Raw genomic sequence first — 16,343 nt, 5'->3', positions numbered from 1 at the left:
AATTTAGCCAGAAAGTAATTCATTATACAAGTTTAAATAATTCCAGATAGGTGCAACTACTTCTTAAAACTTTTTGATTATCACTTGTGCTTTAACCACTTTTGTGAATAGGAAATGAGCGATAAAACTAGTACTTTTTCCGTTCAATGGATTCAATTTCTTTTATGATCAGTTCCCCTTCTTCATCAGATTGAGTATTAAACCAAGACTCCAAAATTTCTTTTGCCAAATCCTGGGTTAGAAGTCGATTGGATAAGGCTAAAACATTCGCTCGGTTCCATATTCTTGCACCTCTTGCAGTTTGAGCATCCGTGCATAATGCCGCTCTTATTCCGGGAATTTTATTCGCCACAATGGAAATGCCAGTCCCTGTCCAGCAAAAGAAAATACCTTCATCACATTCACCATCATGAATTGCTTCAGCAGCCATTTGAGCAGTTTCAATCCACGACTCATTTTGACGCGATTTAAGTGCACCAAATGGAATAACTTGATGTCCTAACCGTTTAAGTTCTTGCACAACAAACTCATTAACAGGATAAAGCTCATCGCTGCACACTGCTATTTTCATCGATTTATTACTCCCCAAAGAATGTTTTAATAAACCAAATATAATCCTATGGGCTCTATTTTATATAATGTAGGCCAAGAATACATCGCCAGAGCATAGTCCAGAGCTACGTTAATCAAACCACGCTGCTTTGTAAAATGGAGTTGAAATTTTTATTTGGACAAATTTTCAATTCCATTGAAATCAATATCATAAGTAGATGCAGGATAGAATCCTTTCTTTGCTCTGATTGCTCTACAAAGTACATTCAGCATCATCAGCATACTTTTCAGTTTAAACCAGGGATAAGCTTTATGTTTTAAGACGTCATGTGCTCTTCGATAATCTTTAATGAATTGATGAGGATTTTTGAGTATATATTTCAAACAGTGAAGCATCATTCCTTGGCCCAGCATAAAAGGCTGCATGTATTGCATATTAGGTATATCGTACTGTCTTTGTCCACTTAAAATAGTATGCCAATCAATTTTATCAGTTAAAAGATGGAACCCACTGGTTACTCTTGGGTTACACTCTAAAACATATGCTTTATCATTCATCAAAATAAAATCAAACGCTATTTGGCCACTAAATTGAAATTTCTTGCAAAATATCTTAATAAAATCAGTGATTGGTTTTATTTCTGCGGGTTCAAAATATATTCCGGTAGATAGGCCGGCTTGATATTTTGAGTAATAGCACGATTGAATTAATACTTCACCTTTATGCGCAATAGCATAAGTACTGTATTCTTTACCTGGGATAAACTGTTGAGCAATATAAGGTTCATTAACAGGGAGATTTGCAATGATTTGTGGTGAGGGTTTGATGAGTGTACGCGATCCAAAACGAGAAAAAACAGGCTTTAATACCAAAGGCACGTCCTTTGGAAGACGCTCTTTATCTTTATCTGTTTTAAGTAACCAGCTTTGCGGCGCAGTTAAACCGTATTCACTAACAAGCTGGTTAAATGCATACTTACTATGTAATTGATTCAGGCGTTCAAAAGGTTCACAGAATACTTTGGTATGCTTTGATAATTGTTCATAGCCTTGGCTTATATGAAAAATTTCCTCGCATGATGGAATAAGTAAATCAATTTTATGATGGATAACTAGTTCTTCGATTGTATTTAAAAACGCAGCCAGGTTTTGATTGGGTTTAGGAATCACGAAATGCTTTTTTACTCCCTTAACCAGTCGCGCTAGCGGATAAAGCATACTCTCGGCACTATAGACCTCATATCCTTGACTAATGAGGCTACGCATAATGTCCATAGTAGCAGGCGCCCTACCTCCAGTAATTAAAATCTTCATCTAAATCATTTCCTTAAAACCATTAATCTACTTTTCAAAATCCAGCATTCAATCAATAAGAAAGGATAAAGTTATTTCGCTTATCTCCTAGCGCAATTCTATTTTCAAATAATTTTTGATAGATGTTTATAAAAATTATAGGGCGTTGCGCAAATTAATAATCGCTCTAATTCATTGGCAAAGACCATGTGATGTTGCGGAGAAATCATTTTTGAAATTATTTCATTAATCATATAAGCCATTTGCATGGAGTCTCCTCCCAGATTGTCAAAAGTAACATGATTATCAATAAGTTCAAGGGGTAATGATAATACGTTTGCAAATAATTGACGAATTTTTGTTAATAAATCCTTCTGTACGTCTATCTTATTAAAATTCAAATTAGAAGTTGGTGCGGGTAATTTTTTATAATCTACTTTTCCATTAACCGTTAAAGGGAATTCAGGTAGAAAAGTAAAATATTTGGGTATCATATAAGAAGGAAGAATGGTAGCTAGCTTATCGTGCAAATCAATTCTCTCTTGCGAATCTGAAACTAAATATGCAGCTAATTCATTATGATCCTCACCCATAAGATGATCCTGCTTTATGAGTGTTACCACAGCTTGCGAGATCCCATCTATTCCTAATAACACATGTTCAATTTCCGCCAATTCAATGCGATGACCGCGTATTTTTGTTTGATAATCTGTTCTTCCTAAATAAACAAGCAAACCATTTTCTCGGTGGGTCGCTAAATCACCACTCTGATACATACGATCGCCTGGAAAAAAAGGATCATTCATAAAATGTTTACTTGTTAACTGGGGTTGGTTTAAATAACCCACTCCCACATTACTTCCCGCAATATAAATTTCCCCTTTTTCTGCAAGTCTGACTGGTTTGAGTTTATTATCTAAGCAATAAATGCGAGTATTTGCTATAGGAATACCAATAGGCACGCTTCCTTGAAGATCGTTAATAACATCAAATTGATGAACCATACATCCCACCGTAGTTTCCGTTGGACCATATTCATTAAATATTCGGGCCGCAGGTAATTTTTCACTAATAGTGTGTGCCAATTTACAAGGAAAATCTTCTCCACCAACGACCAAAGTTAATGAATGTTCCGAGATCATTTGTAAATTGCTAATCATTCGCAAATGTGAGGGTGTTAGCTTTAAAAAATTGATTGCTGGGTTTGTAAGGATATCTTTAAGCATCAGTGAGCTAAGGGTCTCTTGGACTAACCTAATACTTCCACCCGAAAGTAAAGGCAAATAAAGTGATGTTACGGTTAAGTCAAAAGCAATGCTTGTAAATAACATTGTATGATAAGGTTGATTCGTAGTTCCATAGGCTCCAAATGCCCAAGATAAATAATTCAGTAATTGCCCATGATTAATCATGACTCCCTTAGGCATCCCAGTAGAACCCGAGGTATATATGATATAAGCCAATTGAGTGAGTAAGTTTCCATTATTTCTTGGTATATGGGAATTTAAAATCTGTATTGGAATATGGGTACTTAATCCAGGGTAATCCTGCTTTAATACCGCGAATTCTTCATGAACCACCAAAGCAGGTTGCGCATCTTCCAATATAGCTAAAACCCAAGCGCTGGGTGATTTTATATCAATCGGAATATAAGTAGCCCCTAGATACCAACAAGCAAGAATAGAGCAAATCATAGTCTCATTTCTTGGTAAATAAATAGCAATCTTGTCCCCGCTCTGAATACCTAAATCGGAAAAATAACTGGCAATTTCCAAAACACGATGACCCAATTGCTGATATGTTGTAGTGTGAGTTCTAGAAATTAAAGCCGGTAAATGAGGATGCTTTAGTGCGCTCTCCCATATTTTTGTAAAAATTGTTTTCTCTTGGGGAAAATCAATCTGGGTATTGTTATATACAGGCCATAGGGTATCGCAATAAGATAAACTCTGCCGAACTAGCTTAGGCGCATCAATCAACTTTTTAAATTGGTTGACTAAATGGGTACTTGTTTCAAGTGTGGCATGGGCATTTGAGACAGAGAAACAAATAGTCGTGGCATTCTCATGTTCGGTTACAGTAAGGACAATGGGAGCAATAGGAACATTAATTGGCAAAAAATAACCATCAAGCGCTTTACAGTCTTGGCCTAAATAGAGATCTGATAAATTAATCGATAGTTTCGACACAATTCCAGACATCATATATTTATTTTTTTTGTTCTGATAATAAATTAATGCTTTAAGTAGCCCTTTTAGCAAGGACAAAGGTAGATGGTTCATATAAGCATCAAAGGTTCCTATGCGTAGTTCATTCTGCTCACTAAGTTGCTTCACAATATCATAATAAATGGAAGCCCAGTCCGACCCTTTTTTTGCTTCGATAAAAATAGGATTTGTAAAATTTCCTGTAGTATTCGCCTCAATATGATGACGTAAATCTACTGGAATCATAAAACGGGCCTTTTCAGCGCCAAAATGTGTACTGCGCTCTAATAATATGTGACAAATCTTAGCAGTTAGCGCATTAATTTTTCCAGGAAGGGTTACTTTATGCCATAAATAATGAGTATGAGTGGCACCAGTAGTGCCGGTTGGTGCAATGCAATCCAATGGAAAATTGGGTCTATATTCAGTTTTTCGTTTTTCACTGAGGAATTCATAGTCAGTCATGGTACAGTTTGTACCCTCTAAAGGTTGTTTATTCCATGAACGAAAAATATCCTTTACCCAATGATACAAACCCATGCCATCCATTACGCCATGAAACGCACGGAATACTAAAAAATGGCGTTCCCCTTTGATGTAGGTAATTTGTGTCCCAGGATAGGAAGGTACAAACTTATGTCCATGGAACAATGATAAGTCTTGAATATTATGTCCATCCCATTCCATCTCGATAACTTGAACAGTGTTCAGATCGACCAACTCATCGGGGATCTTATACCAAATCGAATGAATGACTCTTAATCCAGCTTGCAAATGGACATATGGGTTTGCATCACTCGCTCGAACAATTGCTTTATTGAGCGAAGGTACATCCACTTCTGAATCCATTTCAAGCACCAATTGTAGCGAAAAGGAGTGATTCATAGCATCGCCTGCAATATACAGTTTTTCACTCGGTGTAATTGAACGTTGAACCTTTGTTTTGGATTGATGTGAGGGCATAAATTAACAATATAGATGGCAGTTTTTTGAGTACAACGTAACCTGGTAGGTTAATAATTTTACATCAAAAGTCATATTAATACCAACAATCGTGTATTACATTATAAAAGCTTAATGTAACAGGAAGGATAAATTGCCTAGGCATTGTTTTACTCACCTAGGCGAAAGATTTATAAATATTTATGATGATTTTCTGCGCTGCATAATTTGCGAAAAAAATTCCGGCTTGTTTAACCCCATAGAGGCAAAAATTTGGGGAACTTTATCCCATGAACCCTCTTCCTCTATACTTGCAACAATTAATTCAAACCCAGCTTTTTTATCGGCCTCTAATCCCCATCCATTTATAAAGCTGAGACCTCTCAAACGTTTTGCAGCTATATGACCTAATGCTATTGCTGCTGATAAATAAGCATGAGCTTCTTCAAAAAGCTGGTTACATTTTTTTAAATTGGATTCGCTTTGAAAAATGCCTTCTTTTTCTAAATTTTGTCTAAATTTAGCTTCTTCGAGAACCATTTGCCCTAACTGATAATTAGCTTCTGCATCATCAAGCATTGCGGCAGCTCTATAACATTCCATATACATTACATTGGCATAAGGGAACTTTTTACTTCCTCTCAATGTATTATAAATAGCTGCCAGTTCAAAATAATATGCAATTTCTTTTTTAAGGAGTTCGTCTCCGGGTTGATTATTTACCCGATTCGCTTGCATTGCTTTTATCTTCTTTGTAATTCGTTTAATTTTCCAACGTTTTAAATAGGACATAAACTCTCCTGCCATTTACTATGCTGTTACTTGAATCAGATATTGTAAGAAAAAAATTGCCATTACAATTAAAATCATTAAAGCAAGAATCTTAAGTCCAAAACCGGCAGATTCTTTTATTTCCTTCCCAATTTGTTTACTAGGGGGATTCTCTTGTTCTTCTTGAGGTTTTAGCTCTGACTTATAAAGATTATTATCAATATGATTCGATACAAAATAAGAAATCAATCCCGTGATGAGGCTGGGTACAAAAAACATTAACCAAACAATAAGCTTACTTTGCCCAACGGTATAGTTATAATCATCTTGCAAGGAACTCAGAAGTGTCATAACCATCTCAGGAACATTATAATTTAGTCCCCAAGCTAGATAGGGTAATAGGTATAAACTATAGAACAATAATCCCAAGCAAAGAACCAAACAAATCATGCCTAAAATATAGAGCTTACTGTTTTGGCTAAACCGATCTTGTTCCATATCACCTCTTAAATAACCTTTTCTTTTTATTTAAGATAGCAGATGGATTTAAATAAGTACACTTACTGGTGATATTAACCAATTCATTTTAAAATAGAATATACTTATCATTTTAATTATAAGGCAATAAATGAAGCGCTATGTTTTTATGATTTCCGATGGCACAGGGATTACTGCTGAAACTTTAGGCCATAGTTTAATCACCCAATTTGAAAATACAAAATTTGAACGACTCACCATCCCGTATGTTGACTCTTTAAAGAAAGCAGAACATGCTGTTGCACAAATCAATCAAGCTTTTGAGGAACAGGGAATCAAACCCCTTGTATTTACAACCCTGATTGATCCAGAAATCAGAAATTACTTTAAAAAAGCTAATGCTCGCGTTTTCGACTTATTTAATACTTTTATTGGCCCCATGGAAGAAGAGCTTAATGAAAAATCTTCATATACCGTCGGAAAAACTCATGGTGTAGTGAACAGTAAACTCTATTTGCATCGATTAGAAGCAATTGATTTTGCGTTATCGCATGATGATGGCGTGAAAACTCGAGGCTATGATAAGGCTGATATCATTCTTATTGGGGTTTCACGTTGTGGAAAAACCCCAAGTTGCTTATATATGGCACTACAATACGGTATTTTGGCTGCAAATTATCCTTTTACTGAGGAAGAAATTATCGGTTTTAAATTACCCGATGTACTCAAACCTTATAAAAACAAACTATTCGGATTGACCATTGATCCGCAACGTTTACAACAAATCAGAGCAGAGCGCAGACCGAACAGTAAATATGCTTCCCCAGAACAATGCCGTCTGGAGGTGAAGGAAGTCGAGGCTATGTATCAAAAGGAAAAAATTTCTTATATTAATTCGACAAAATACTCTATTGAGGAAATATCAACAAAGATACTGGCTGCCTCAGGTTTGCAACGTAAGATATAGAACAGGAAGTTTTTGGTTAACAGTATCCTGGATATTAATTCCGCAAAACTGGAAATTAGAAACACCACAATGGGAGAAACTATTTGGAAGCACTAGGGAAGTCTGCATTACAATCATAACGACTATCATTAGCTAGAAAGGTCTTGCAACTTTGATTAATTGTGTATTTGACAGTTGTAGCATCGGGTACCGCTATATTTTTCTTAGAATACATTTGCCAGATGATAACTCCTCCACTGTCCTTTTGTTCACTAAGGATTTTATCGACTAATTGATTAGTAAGTTGCAATTGTCCACCAACAGTTTTGGGATAAGCGGGTTGATTTACTTCAAAACCAAATTGTATTTTTGCATTAATATGATATTTGGCTGGTAAAAAAGTTACTTTTCCAATGCTATCAATTGTTAAACTCGGATTAGTAACACGGTCTGCTTTAAGCCAATTGATAAAATCGTTCATATAAGCACCGACTTGACCCGGTAAATCTAAAGGCCCGTTAGCATAAGGTGCACAAACAACCGGATTGTCTCCACATAGATCATAGGTCATTAAACCAATGCTATCAAAGCGGGAAACGAGTGCTTCATCTTTATTAGTAAGATTATACCACAACCCTTTCAAGTTTCCCTTCCACCACAAACCTCCCTTCGTATTAATATCCGGATATTTATCTCCAAATACAAAGCCAGTAATTGGGCGAGCACCCACGGGGGGGGACGCGGTGCTAAACTTAAGATATTTTGCGCCGGGATTGTCCATTATCGCGTGTAAAATTGCATCCACTTTATCAATTGTTTTGGGCATCACATAAGAGGATCCTGAATTTATTCCGTATTTCATGAGATTTTTATAAGTTGGACCACCTGCTTTAAGAATGCTTTGCGCAATATCAGTTGACCATTCACCGCTTGTGCTAGGGCCCCAAGCAACAGCATATTCATCTGCATGCCAAAATTCTTCGTAGTCAAAATCAATGCCATTCACACCTAAGTCATTTGCTAATTTTACTAAATTTTCATAAGAAGATTTTGCTTTTGATGCCTGTTCGGGATCAGTTGGATCAGGAAACCAATCATAGAACGCTTGACTCGTAGTTGAAGTTAATATCCTACAACTCTCTTTTACCACACTAAAGTTACAACTGTAATTCCAACCACCTACCGCTAGAAATGTTTGAATCTTTTTTTCTTCAGATAATTTGATTGCGGATTTTAACGCATTGAAAGCTTGAGCACCTTTACCATCATGATCTGTAAAGTAACCTAGTATACCGGTTGTTGCTAAATTACCTGCTTGGTAATCGATCAAAGTCGGTCTAACAAATGAGAAGATAACCCTATTAAAATTAGGTTTTTTTAACTTTACTAAATCATTAACGTAGCGTTGAAGCTGCTCTGGAGTTTCAAGAAGCAAATAAACTGAAACGACTTTTTCATTAGGGTCAATACCTGCATATAAAACAGAACTTGCAAGCATCAATATAGTATACAACACAGAGAAACCAGTCCGTTTAAGTTTCATTGATTCTCCCTAGTCTACCAACCAGATACTGTTTAAATTATATACATTTACTAGGGATAAGCAAATGAATCTACTTTTGTAAGTAATAGGATCTGGGTCAACGTAATGGAACTTAAGATATTAATATCGAATGTTCCATACGTTAAATTTATCTGTGTGAACGAGTTACTCGACAACCCATAATTGCATAAAATCATCCACTTTCATGGTTGCAAGTGTATTTGTATCACTCATTGCTTGCATAATCCGTTCTACCCTATCTGCAGAAAATTGGGTGCTTAGGTTCTTTTTGAATTTGGATAATAAAACGGGAATACCTTCCTCACGTCTACGTTTATGACCAATGGGATATTCAACAGTAACCAAATCACTTTCAGTCCCGTCCTTAAAAATAATTTTAATACTGTTTGCAATCGAACGTTTTTCTGGATCATGGTATTCACGAGAAAAACGTTCATTTTCAGTAACATGCATTTTTTCACGTAATGCATCTATTCGGGGATCTGCTGCAATATCATTTTCATAATGTTCTGCTTTTAAATCACCGAATAATAAACCTATTGCCACCATATATTGCAAGCAATGATCCCTATCAGCAGGATTGTGCAAGGCACCTTGTTTACTGATAATTCGGATAGCCGATTCATGAGTTACTAAATCAATTCGAGCGATCTCATCAAAACGATGTTTCACAATCGGATGCAGTATAACAGCACACTCCACAGCAGTCTGTGCATGAAATTCAGCAGGATAAGATAATTTAAATAATACGTTTTCCATGACATAACTGCCGTAAGGACGTTGGAACTTAAATATTTTTTTATCAAAAAGAACATCATAGAAACCCCAGGTGGGGACACTTAAAGCACTTGGATAACCCATTTCACCCGCTTTAGCAATTAATGCTAATCGAACTGCTCTAGATGTAGCATCACCTGCTGCCCATGATTTCCTTGAGCCTGCATTAGGAGCATGTCTATAAGTTCTGAGGCTTTGACCATCCACAAAAACTTGAGATAAGGTTCTTAACATCATATCTCTATCTGCGCCAAAAAGTTGAGCTGCAACAGCAGCACTAGCAATCTTAACTAAAAAAACATGATCCAGTCCAACTCGGTTGAAACTGTTTTCCAAAGCAAAACACCCTTGAATTTCGTGCGCCTTAATCATCGCGGTAAGTACATCCTGCATTAAAATAGGTGCCTTACCATGAGTACAGTTTTGTCGACACATATAATCTGCTACTGCAAGAATGGCACCTAAATTATCAGAAGGATGCCCCCATTCTGCAGCAAGCCATGTGTCATTAAAATCCAGCCAGCGTATCATCGCCCCTATATTGAATGCAGCCTGTACAGGATCAAGCTCGTATGCAGTACCTGGAACACGTGCACCACCAGCGAGAGTTGCGCCAGGTACAACTGGACCCAAGAGTTTAGTACATTCCGCAAAATTTAATGCTAAAATTCCACATCCCAATGTATCCATAAGACATAAACGGGCTGTCTCATAAGCCAAAGCACTATCAATTTTCTTGTTTAATACATAATCCACTATATCAGTCATAACCTGATCATAATCAGGCTTAATGTTGTCTTCTACATAACTGTGCATAATCACCTCTTGTCTTATTAGAGCGTATTGACGAACCCCTATCTAGGCTATATTCACCGGCTTGTTCGCGGAATCCAGCATTCGGATTAATCACATCTCCATCTTATTTTGATGTCCTGGATCCCGCGAACACATCGCGGGACTCTACTTAAATAGCGATGCTGTTGTGCTATTCACTATCTTTTCATTCATATGTTAATGCATGGATGGAACAACTACCCTCTCGTTTCAATAGCTGGAAACTCTTGAGGTTCAGGTCCAATATATTCAGAAGTAGGTCTGATCAATTTATTATTGGCTCTTTGTTCAAATACATGTGCTGACCATCCTGTGATGCGCGACATAACAAAAATGGGTGTGAATAAGAATGTAGGAATACCGCAATAGTGGTACGCCGAAGCACTATAAAAATCTAAATTAGGGAATAATTTCTTTTCATTCCACATTACTTCCTCAATACGTTCCGAAATATGATATAAAAGAAGATCATCTTTATCTTCACCTAATCGAAATGACCATTTTTTGATGATATCAGAACGTGGATCACTAGTCGTATACACTCGATGTCCGAATCCCATAATAAGTGCTTTATTGAGTAACATTTTTTTCAATTCAGTTTCAGCTTGATCCGGACTATTAAAACGTTCTATCAGCTCCATTGCTGCTTCATTGGCCCCTCCATGTAAAGGACCGCGTAATGTACCAATCGCACTTGTAATTGCAGAGTAAAAATCAGCCAGTGTTGCTGCAGTAACTCGTGCAGCAAAGGTAGAGGCATTAAACTCATGTTCTGCATATAGAATCAAAGATACATTCATCATCTGAGCTTCTTTTTTACTTGGCTTACGTCCATGTAATAAGGCTAGAAAATGTGCACCTGTTGTTTGCTCATCACTTAGGCCATTGATTTCTTTATTATGGAAATGCCACGCATACCAGTAGCACATTATTCCCGGAAATAAAGCCAACAATCGGTCTGCAATATGATATTGCTCGGAAAAGTCATGTTCTGGTTCAATTGTTCCCAAAAATGAACAAGCGGTTCTTAGAACATCCATAGGATGGGTATTTTTTGGAGTTAATTTAAGTACTGTTTTTAAAGTCTCTGGTAAGGTTCTTAGATTAACTAATCGTTTAGTATATTCATCCAGTTCTTTTTGAGTAGGCAGTTTTCCATAAAGCAATAGATAGGCAACCTCTTCAAACGTAGCATACTCTGCTAAATCATCAATTGAATAGCCCCTATAATTCAAACCCTTCCCTGCTAGCCCAACTGTACAAATTGCTGATTGACCCGCAACAACCCCGGCTAAACCGCCGCTTTTAACACTCATTGTCTTCCTCCATCAATTGGTCTAGTTTTTGTTCGTATTGATAATAACCAAGTATTTCGTATAGTTCCTCTCGTGTTTGCATTTTATCGAGCATAGACTTTTGCGTGCCGTTCTGAAGAATTGCGCTATAGGTATTTAACGCCGCTTGAGACATAGCTCTGAATGCACTTAAGGGATACAAAATTAAGGATACCCCTACCTGCTTGAGTTCTTCTTGATTAAATAAAGGGGTTTTACCGAACTCAGTAATATTTGCCAGCACAGGTACAGGAACGGATTGAGTAAAGGTTTGATATTCTTCCAGGTTAATCATTGCCTCAGGAAATATCATATCAGCACCTAGCTCAACACAAAGTAAGGCTCGTTCAATAGCTGCATTCATTCCTTCAACAGCATAGGCATCTGTTCGAGCCATGATAACAAAATCAGGATCTTGGCGCGCATCCACTGCTGATTTAATTCGATCCCCCATTTCTTTCAGAGACACAATAGCTTTATTGGGTCTGTGTCCGCATCGTTTTGCCAATACCTGATCTTCAATGTGAATGGCAGCGACTCCGGTTTTTTCCATGAGTTTCACTGTTCTGCCGATATTAAACGCATGTCCCCATCCCGTATCCACATCTACAAGTAGAGGTAAAGAACAAGCTTCAGTAATTCTGCGTGCATCTTCAAGAACTTGAGATAAATTAGTCATACCCAGGTCAGGTATACCGTAGGATGCATTTGCAACACCAGCTCCTGAAAGATATATTGCTTTTGCACCAGCGGATTGTGCGAGCATAGCAGAGTATGCATTTATGGTACCCAATACGGGTAAAGGTTTATTTTCTTTGACTATTTGTTTGAAGGCTTTGCCCATGGAACTTACCATTAGCTGTCACTCCTTGATCTTATTGTGAATCTTATCACGCTGGAAAAATCACATGGAACTCGATCTTTAGGTGAGAGCCCCATAATTTCTCTTCATCCCAGCTAGGGATTAATATTATGCTCTAATGAGAATTCCATCTCAATCGATTTTAACCGAACCTCTAATTATATTTTTACGTAAAAAACGTGCAGGCGATAAAGCATATTGCAAATTCCTTGGAAGACAACCCATTTCGTTATTTATTACAGAAGCGAGCCATTCCGCACATAATGGAATTGTTGTCAGGCCTCGAGAACCAAATCCAGCACAAGCATAAAGACCGGGATAATAAGAACCTGCTTGGCCTATCCAACGTTTTGCATTAGTCTCCAACCGCGCAAATTGTTGCATAAATTGTTCGGCCTGAGCAATTTGCCCCACTATAGGGAGATAATCGGGGGTTGATGCTCTGACACCTGCCCAATGATTACTTACTGTTTGAGACCACAACACTTTTGGCGCGAGCTCTCTAAGCTTAGCCAAATTACTTTGATCGTCTTGGGATTTGATTTGTGGATTTGCTGATTTTAACTCATAGGTAGCACCTAACTGATGAATACCCTTTATGGCTGGAAGAACATGACCCTCGCCGCAAACAGGTAATTTTAAACCTCCAGTTTGTTCGGTGGATGTAATCCCTGTCATTTGTCCCCGTATAGGTTTCACTGGCAAATACTCTGTTTCAGAGAATGAGTTGATTTTATGACCATTTGCTAGAATGAGCACTTCAGTTTCTAAATCATTCACGATCCATCGTTTATCAAAATTCAATTGTCTCACTGAGGTATTGGTAATCAAGGAAATTCCTTCCGCATTGACTAAATACTGACATAATTCCGGAGAATTAATCCAGCCTGATAAAGGGATATGCAATCCGGGCTTGTCTAAAGGAATGCCAGCTAATTCTGTTGCACGATGTGCATCTACGAGAGATCCTAACTCTGGATAATGTTCTAGCCAAGAACACAAGCTGGACTGCGCGGCTTTTTCTTTTTCAGAGTATGAAAGTAATAATGAACCATTCAACTCTCCAAGCTTTGTTTGCTTTAAAATACATTGATATGTTCGTGCAGCATATAAAAATGCAGTTAATAAGAATTGTGTTAATGGAGATCTGTAAGCAGAGAGCTTGGGAAATAAAACCGCTTGTTGATTTGCGGATCCTCCTCTTCCAACCTGATTTAATTCATCAATAATTGTTACGTTCCACCCTCGCTTATTCAGTGTATAAGCAGTAAAGCAACCAGCTAAACCCGCACCGATAATAATTGCTGATCTACGGGGATATTTTTCTGGCGTCCCTACATGCCAAGGTGTATGTCGTTTCGCAGTATTTTGTACCCCTAGTTGTGTAAAACGAGCACAAATCATATGACGTTTTGGCCCAAAACCTTTCCTTTTTTCGACCACAAATCCATGCTTGCTTAAACCAGATTTAACAGATCCTGCCGCGGTATAAGTGGCCAAAGTAGTATTTTCTTTTGATAACATCGCAATTATTTTAATCAATGATTCAGACCACATACTTTTATTTTTAGCTGGGGCAAATCCATCTAGAAACCATGCATCAATAAAAGCTGCTCTAAGCTCCTTCTCAAGCACAGCTTCCCCACAAATTAATAGTTGTTCATAACACTCCAATGCATCACCCAACATTAAGGTGAGTGTTACTCTGCCATTACAAAAGGATAAATGATGATATCCAGGAGTTAAGACAGGATAACTTGCTATCAGCTGCTGAACATACTTTTCCAATTGTGGCCAGGAGCCGAGACTTTTTGTTAAATCCGCAAGAGATAAAGGATGTTTTTCACATGAAATAAAGTGCAACTTGGAGTTTTGGGGTGCGTATTGTTCCCATAAACTCCAACTTACAAGAAAATTTAACCCCAGTCCAAAACCCGTTTCTGCAATAGTAAATCTTGAGGGTTTATCATCAGAGAGTGATTGCCAACGATGGACTAAATCATTTCCATTAATAAATACATGAAGCGCTTGATTTATTGCACCTTCAGAAGAATGGTAAATATCATCGTATTGTGTCGAAAAAGGCAAAGCGTCCTGCCATCTCAACTCTGCCTTATTAATAGGTACAAAAAAATTACTCACATACTACTACTCGATTCGCAGCCATCCCTTTGGCTTCTTGTAATTCAGGTGCCTTTTTTTCCTGAATTAATTCCTTTAACTTAGGTACCAGGATAAAAAGTACAATTGAAGAACCAATTGCAAATAATCCTAACATTAAAAATACATGACTATAACCACTATTAGTTATTAAAGGTGAAACACTATCTTTACCATCAATCATTAAGTTGGAACTATAGCTGGATAGAGTTGCACCGACTCCTGAATTTAGCATCCACATGCCCATCATTACACCTTGTAATGAGGTAGGAGCCAAATATCCTATCATAGCATACCCAATTGGTGATATTAAAAGCTCACCAATACTTTGCAAAATATAACTTAAGATAATCCAGCTGGGGCTCACTAACCCTTCATAGTTGGCATAGGCAATACCAATAGGCAATATTGCAAAAGCAATACCAATAAACAACAATGCTAATGCAAACTGAGTTGGAATATTAATTTGTACTCCATTTTTACGCATTTTATGCAGGAATATTCCTAATAAGGGACCACCAATTACAATAGCGACTGTATTAATATTTTGGAACCATTGTGGAGGAATAATCCCGCTTGCATACTCTCGTTGAACATTATGGTCAATGAACACGGTAAGACCCATAGGGGCTATTTGGTAGAGCATCCAAAAAACAGTACCCACAATCATAAACACTGCAAATGCTACTAATTTATCTTTGGCTTCTTTTGTTGGTTGCTGACGTGCCAGATATAGAATTACCCCGAGCATTACAACGCCGGTTATCATTACTAATTTTTTAGCCCAGTCCGCATATTGGAGCATTTGTCCCAAAAAGAAAGGAAGCACTATAATCAAAATACTACCTACCAGCACAGCTGTTTTTTGAGATTGTTTGTCTTTTTTAGAGAATATTGTGTCTCTATCTGATAATTGCTGCCAACAATATAAACAAATAAGTAGGGCAATCAAATTTCCCAAACTACTCAGTAAGAAAAGTCGCTCGTAATTCTGGGTCAACTGGAATAATCCACTCAAACTAAAACCGACGAAAAAGCCAATGTTCATACCCGCATAGTTCATGAGAAATGCTGTTTCACGTCGCGTATCTTCTGGGGTGAAACATTGAGTTAACATGCAGTTCACGCAGGTTACGTTTAAACCCGATCCAGTTAGGAACGCTGCTAAACCATAATATAGAAAAGTAACATCACCGAAGGATAATAAAACACAACCTATAATTTGCGCCACCATTCCTGCACAAAACAACGCACGGTTAGAGAGCAAACGACCGCCCCAAAAACCTCCAAGCAAGTGCAAGCCATAATTAAATGCAATAAACACGCCCATAATACCATTAGCAGTGCTAATTTGAAGTCCTAACTTGCCTTTCATATACAAAACTAGTGTTGAGTACAACACACTAAAACTTAAAGTAGAAACAATCTGAATAAAAAAAAGTGGAATAGTTCCTTGGGGCATTGACCTAATAAATTCCTTTTTATTTGTCATTATCGACATATGACCTTCCTTGTTAATAAGATCGTCTTTGAATATGACATGAGGAAAAAACACTGTCTAGGTATTTCAAAAATATATTTTAAACCTCTTACTTTTCAATAAGTTATTACAGTGCGACGCAAT

12 protein-coding genes are annotated in these 16,343 nt (G+C 37.3%); 1 reads left to right on the top strand and 11 read right to left on the bottom strand.

Annotated elements, in window-relative coordinates:
* Window positions 1–127 precede the first annotated feature (127 nt).
* The 5 genes from HBNCFIEN_RS08085 to HBNCFIEN_RS08065 form a co-directional block, all read right to left on the bottom strand.
* Window positions 128–571 (bottom strand): RpiB/LacA/LacB family sugar-phosphate isomerase, encoded by a 444-nt coding sequence (locus tag HBNCFIEN_RS08085; RefSeq protein WP_182390611.1) that lies wholly within the window; start codon window positions 569–571, stop codon window positions 128–130.
* 152 nt (window positions 572–723) lie between these two features.
* The gene (locus HBNCFIEN_RS08080) at window positions 724–1,866 is read right to left on the bottom strand and encodes an ATP-grasp domain-containing protein (protein WP_182390610.1); all 1,143 of its coding nucleotides are present in this window, start codon (window positions 1,864–1,866) and stop codon (window positions 724–726) included.
* A gap of 104 nt (window positions 1,867–1,970) precedes the next feature.
* Window positions 1,971–5,015, bottom strand: a complete 3,045-nt coding sequence (locus tag HBNCFIEN_RS08075) for a non-ribosomal peptide synthetase (protein WP_182390609.1) — start codon at window positions 5,013–5,015, stop codon at window positions 1,971–1,973.
* Between the two features lie 180 nt (window positions 5,016–5,195).
* Window positions 5,196–5,786 (bottom strand): hypothetical protein, encoded by a 591-nt coding sequence (locus tag HBNCFIEN_RS08070; RefSeq protein WP_182390608.1) that lies wholly within the window; start codon window positions 5,784–5,786, stop codon window positions 5,196–5,198.
* Between the two features lie 18 nt (window positions 5,787–5,804).
* Window positions 5,805–6,263 (bottom strand): hypothetical protein, encoded by a 459-nt coding sequence (locus tag HBNCFIEN_RS08065; protein WP_182390607.1) that lies wholly within the window; start codon window positions 6,261–6,263, stop codon window positions 5,805–5,807.
* Window positions 6,264–6,393: 130 nt separating this feature from the next.
* Between HBNCFIEN_RS08065 and HBNCFIEN_RS08060 the strand changes: the two genes are divergently transcribed.
* Window positions 6,394–7,209, top strand: a complete 816-nt coding sequence (locus HBNCFIEN_RS08060; protein WP_182390606.1) for a pyruvate, water dikinase regulatory protein — start codon at window positions 6,394–6,396, stop codon at window positions 7,207–7,209.
* A gap of 79 nt (window positions 7,210–7,288) precedes the next feature.
* Here the strand turns inward: HBNCFIEN_RS08060 and HBNCFIEN_RS08055 are convergent, their stop codons facing one another.
* The 6 genes from HBNCFIEN_RS08055 to HBNCFIEN_RS08030 form a co-directional block, all read right to left on the bottom strand.
* The gene (locus HBNCFIEN_RS08055; RefSeq protein ID WP_182390605.1) at window positions 7,289–8,731 is read right to left on the bottom strand and encodes a glycoside hydrolase family 18 protein; all 1,443 of its coding nucleotides are present in this window, start codon (window positions 8,729–8,731) and stop codon (window positions 7,289–7,291) included.
* A 165-nt stretch (window positions 8,732–8,896) separates the two neighbouring features.
* Window positions 8,897–10,345, bottom strand: coding sequence for a bifunctional 2-methylcitrate dehydratase/aconitate hydratase (locus HBNCFIEN_RS08050; RefSeq protein WP_182390604.1), 1,449 nt, complete (start codon window positions 10,343–10,345; stop codon window positions 8,897–8,899).
* A gap of 215 nt (window positions 10,346–10,560) precedes the next feature.
* Window positions 10,561–11,679, bottom strand: a complete 1,119-nt coding sequence (gene prpC / locus HBNCFIEN_RS08045; RefSeq protein ID WP_182390603.1) for a 2-methylcitrate synthase — start codon at window positions 11,677–11,679, stop codon at window positions 10,561–10,563.
* Window positions 11,669–12,553: a methylisocitrate lyase gene (prpB, locus tag HBNCFIEN_RS08040; protein ID WP_182390602.1), complete on the bottom strand. Its 885-nt coding sequence runs from the start codon at window positions 12,551–12,553 to the stop codon at window positions 11,669–11,671. Before prpB ends, prpC begins: the two co-directional genes overlap by 11 nt.
* Window positions 12,554–12,691: 138 nt before the next feature.
* Window positions 12,692–14,701: a bifunctional tRNA (5-methylaminomethyl-2-thiouridine)(34)-methyltransferase MnmD/FAD-dependent 5-carboxymethylaminomethyl-2-thiouridine(34) oxidoreductase MnmC gene (gene mnmC / locus HBNCFIEN_RS08035; protein WP_182390601.1), complete on the bottom strand. Its 2,010-nt coding sequence runs from the start codon at window positions 14,699–14,701 to the stop codon at window positions 12,692–12,694.
* Complete coding sequence (locus HBNCFIEN_RS08030; protein ID WP_182390600.1) at window positions 14,694–16,220, bottom strand: peptide MFS transporter; 1,527 nt, start codon at window positions 16,218–16,220, stop codon at window positions 14,694–14,696. Before HBNCFIEN_RS08030 ends, mnmC begins: the two co-directional genes overlap by 8 nt.
* Between the last annotated feature and the right edge of the window lie 123 nt (window positions 16,221–16,343).

The organism is Legionella sp. PC997 (assembly GCF_014109825.1).
GTDB lineage: Bacteria > Pseudomonadota > Gammaproteobacteria > Legionellales > Legionellaceae > Legionella.
Note: the sequence above shows the minus strand (reverse complement) of the source record. Positions and strands in the feature narration are given on the sequence as shown.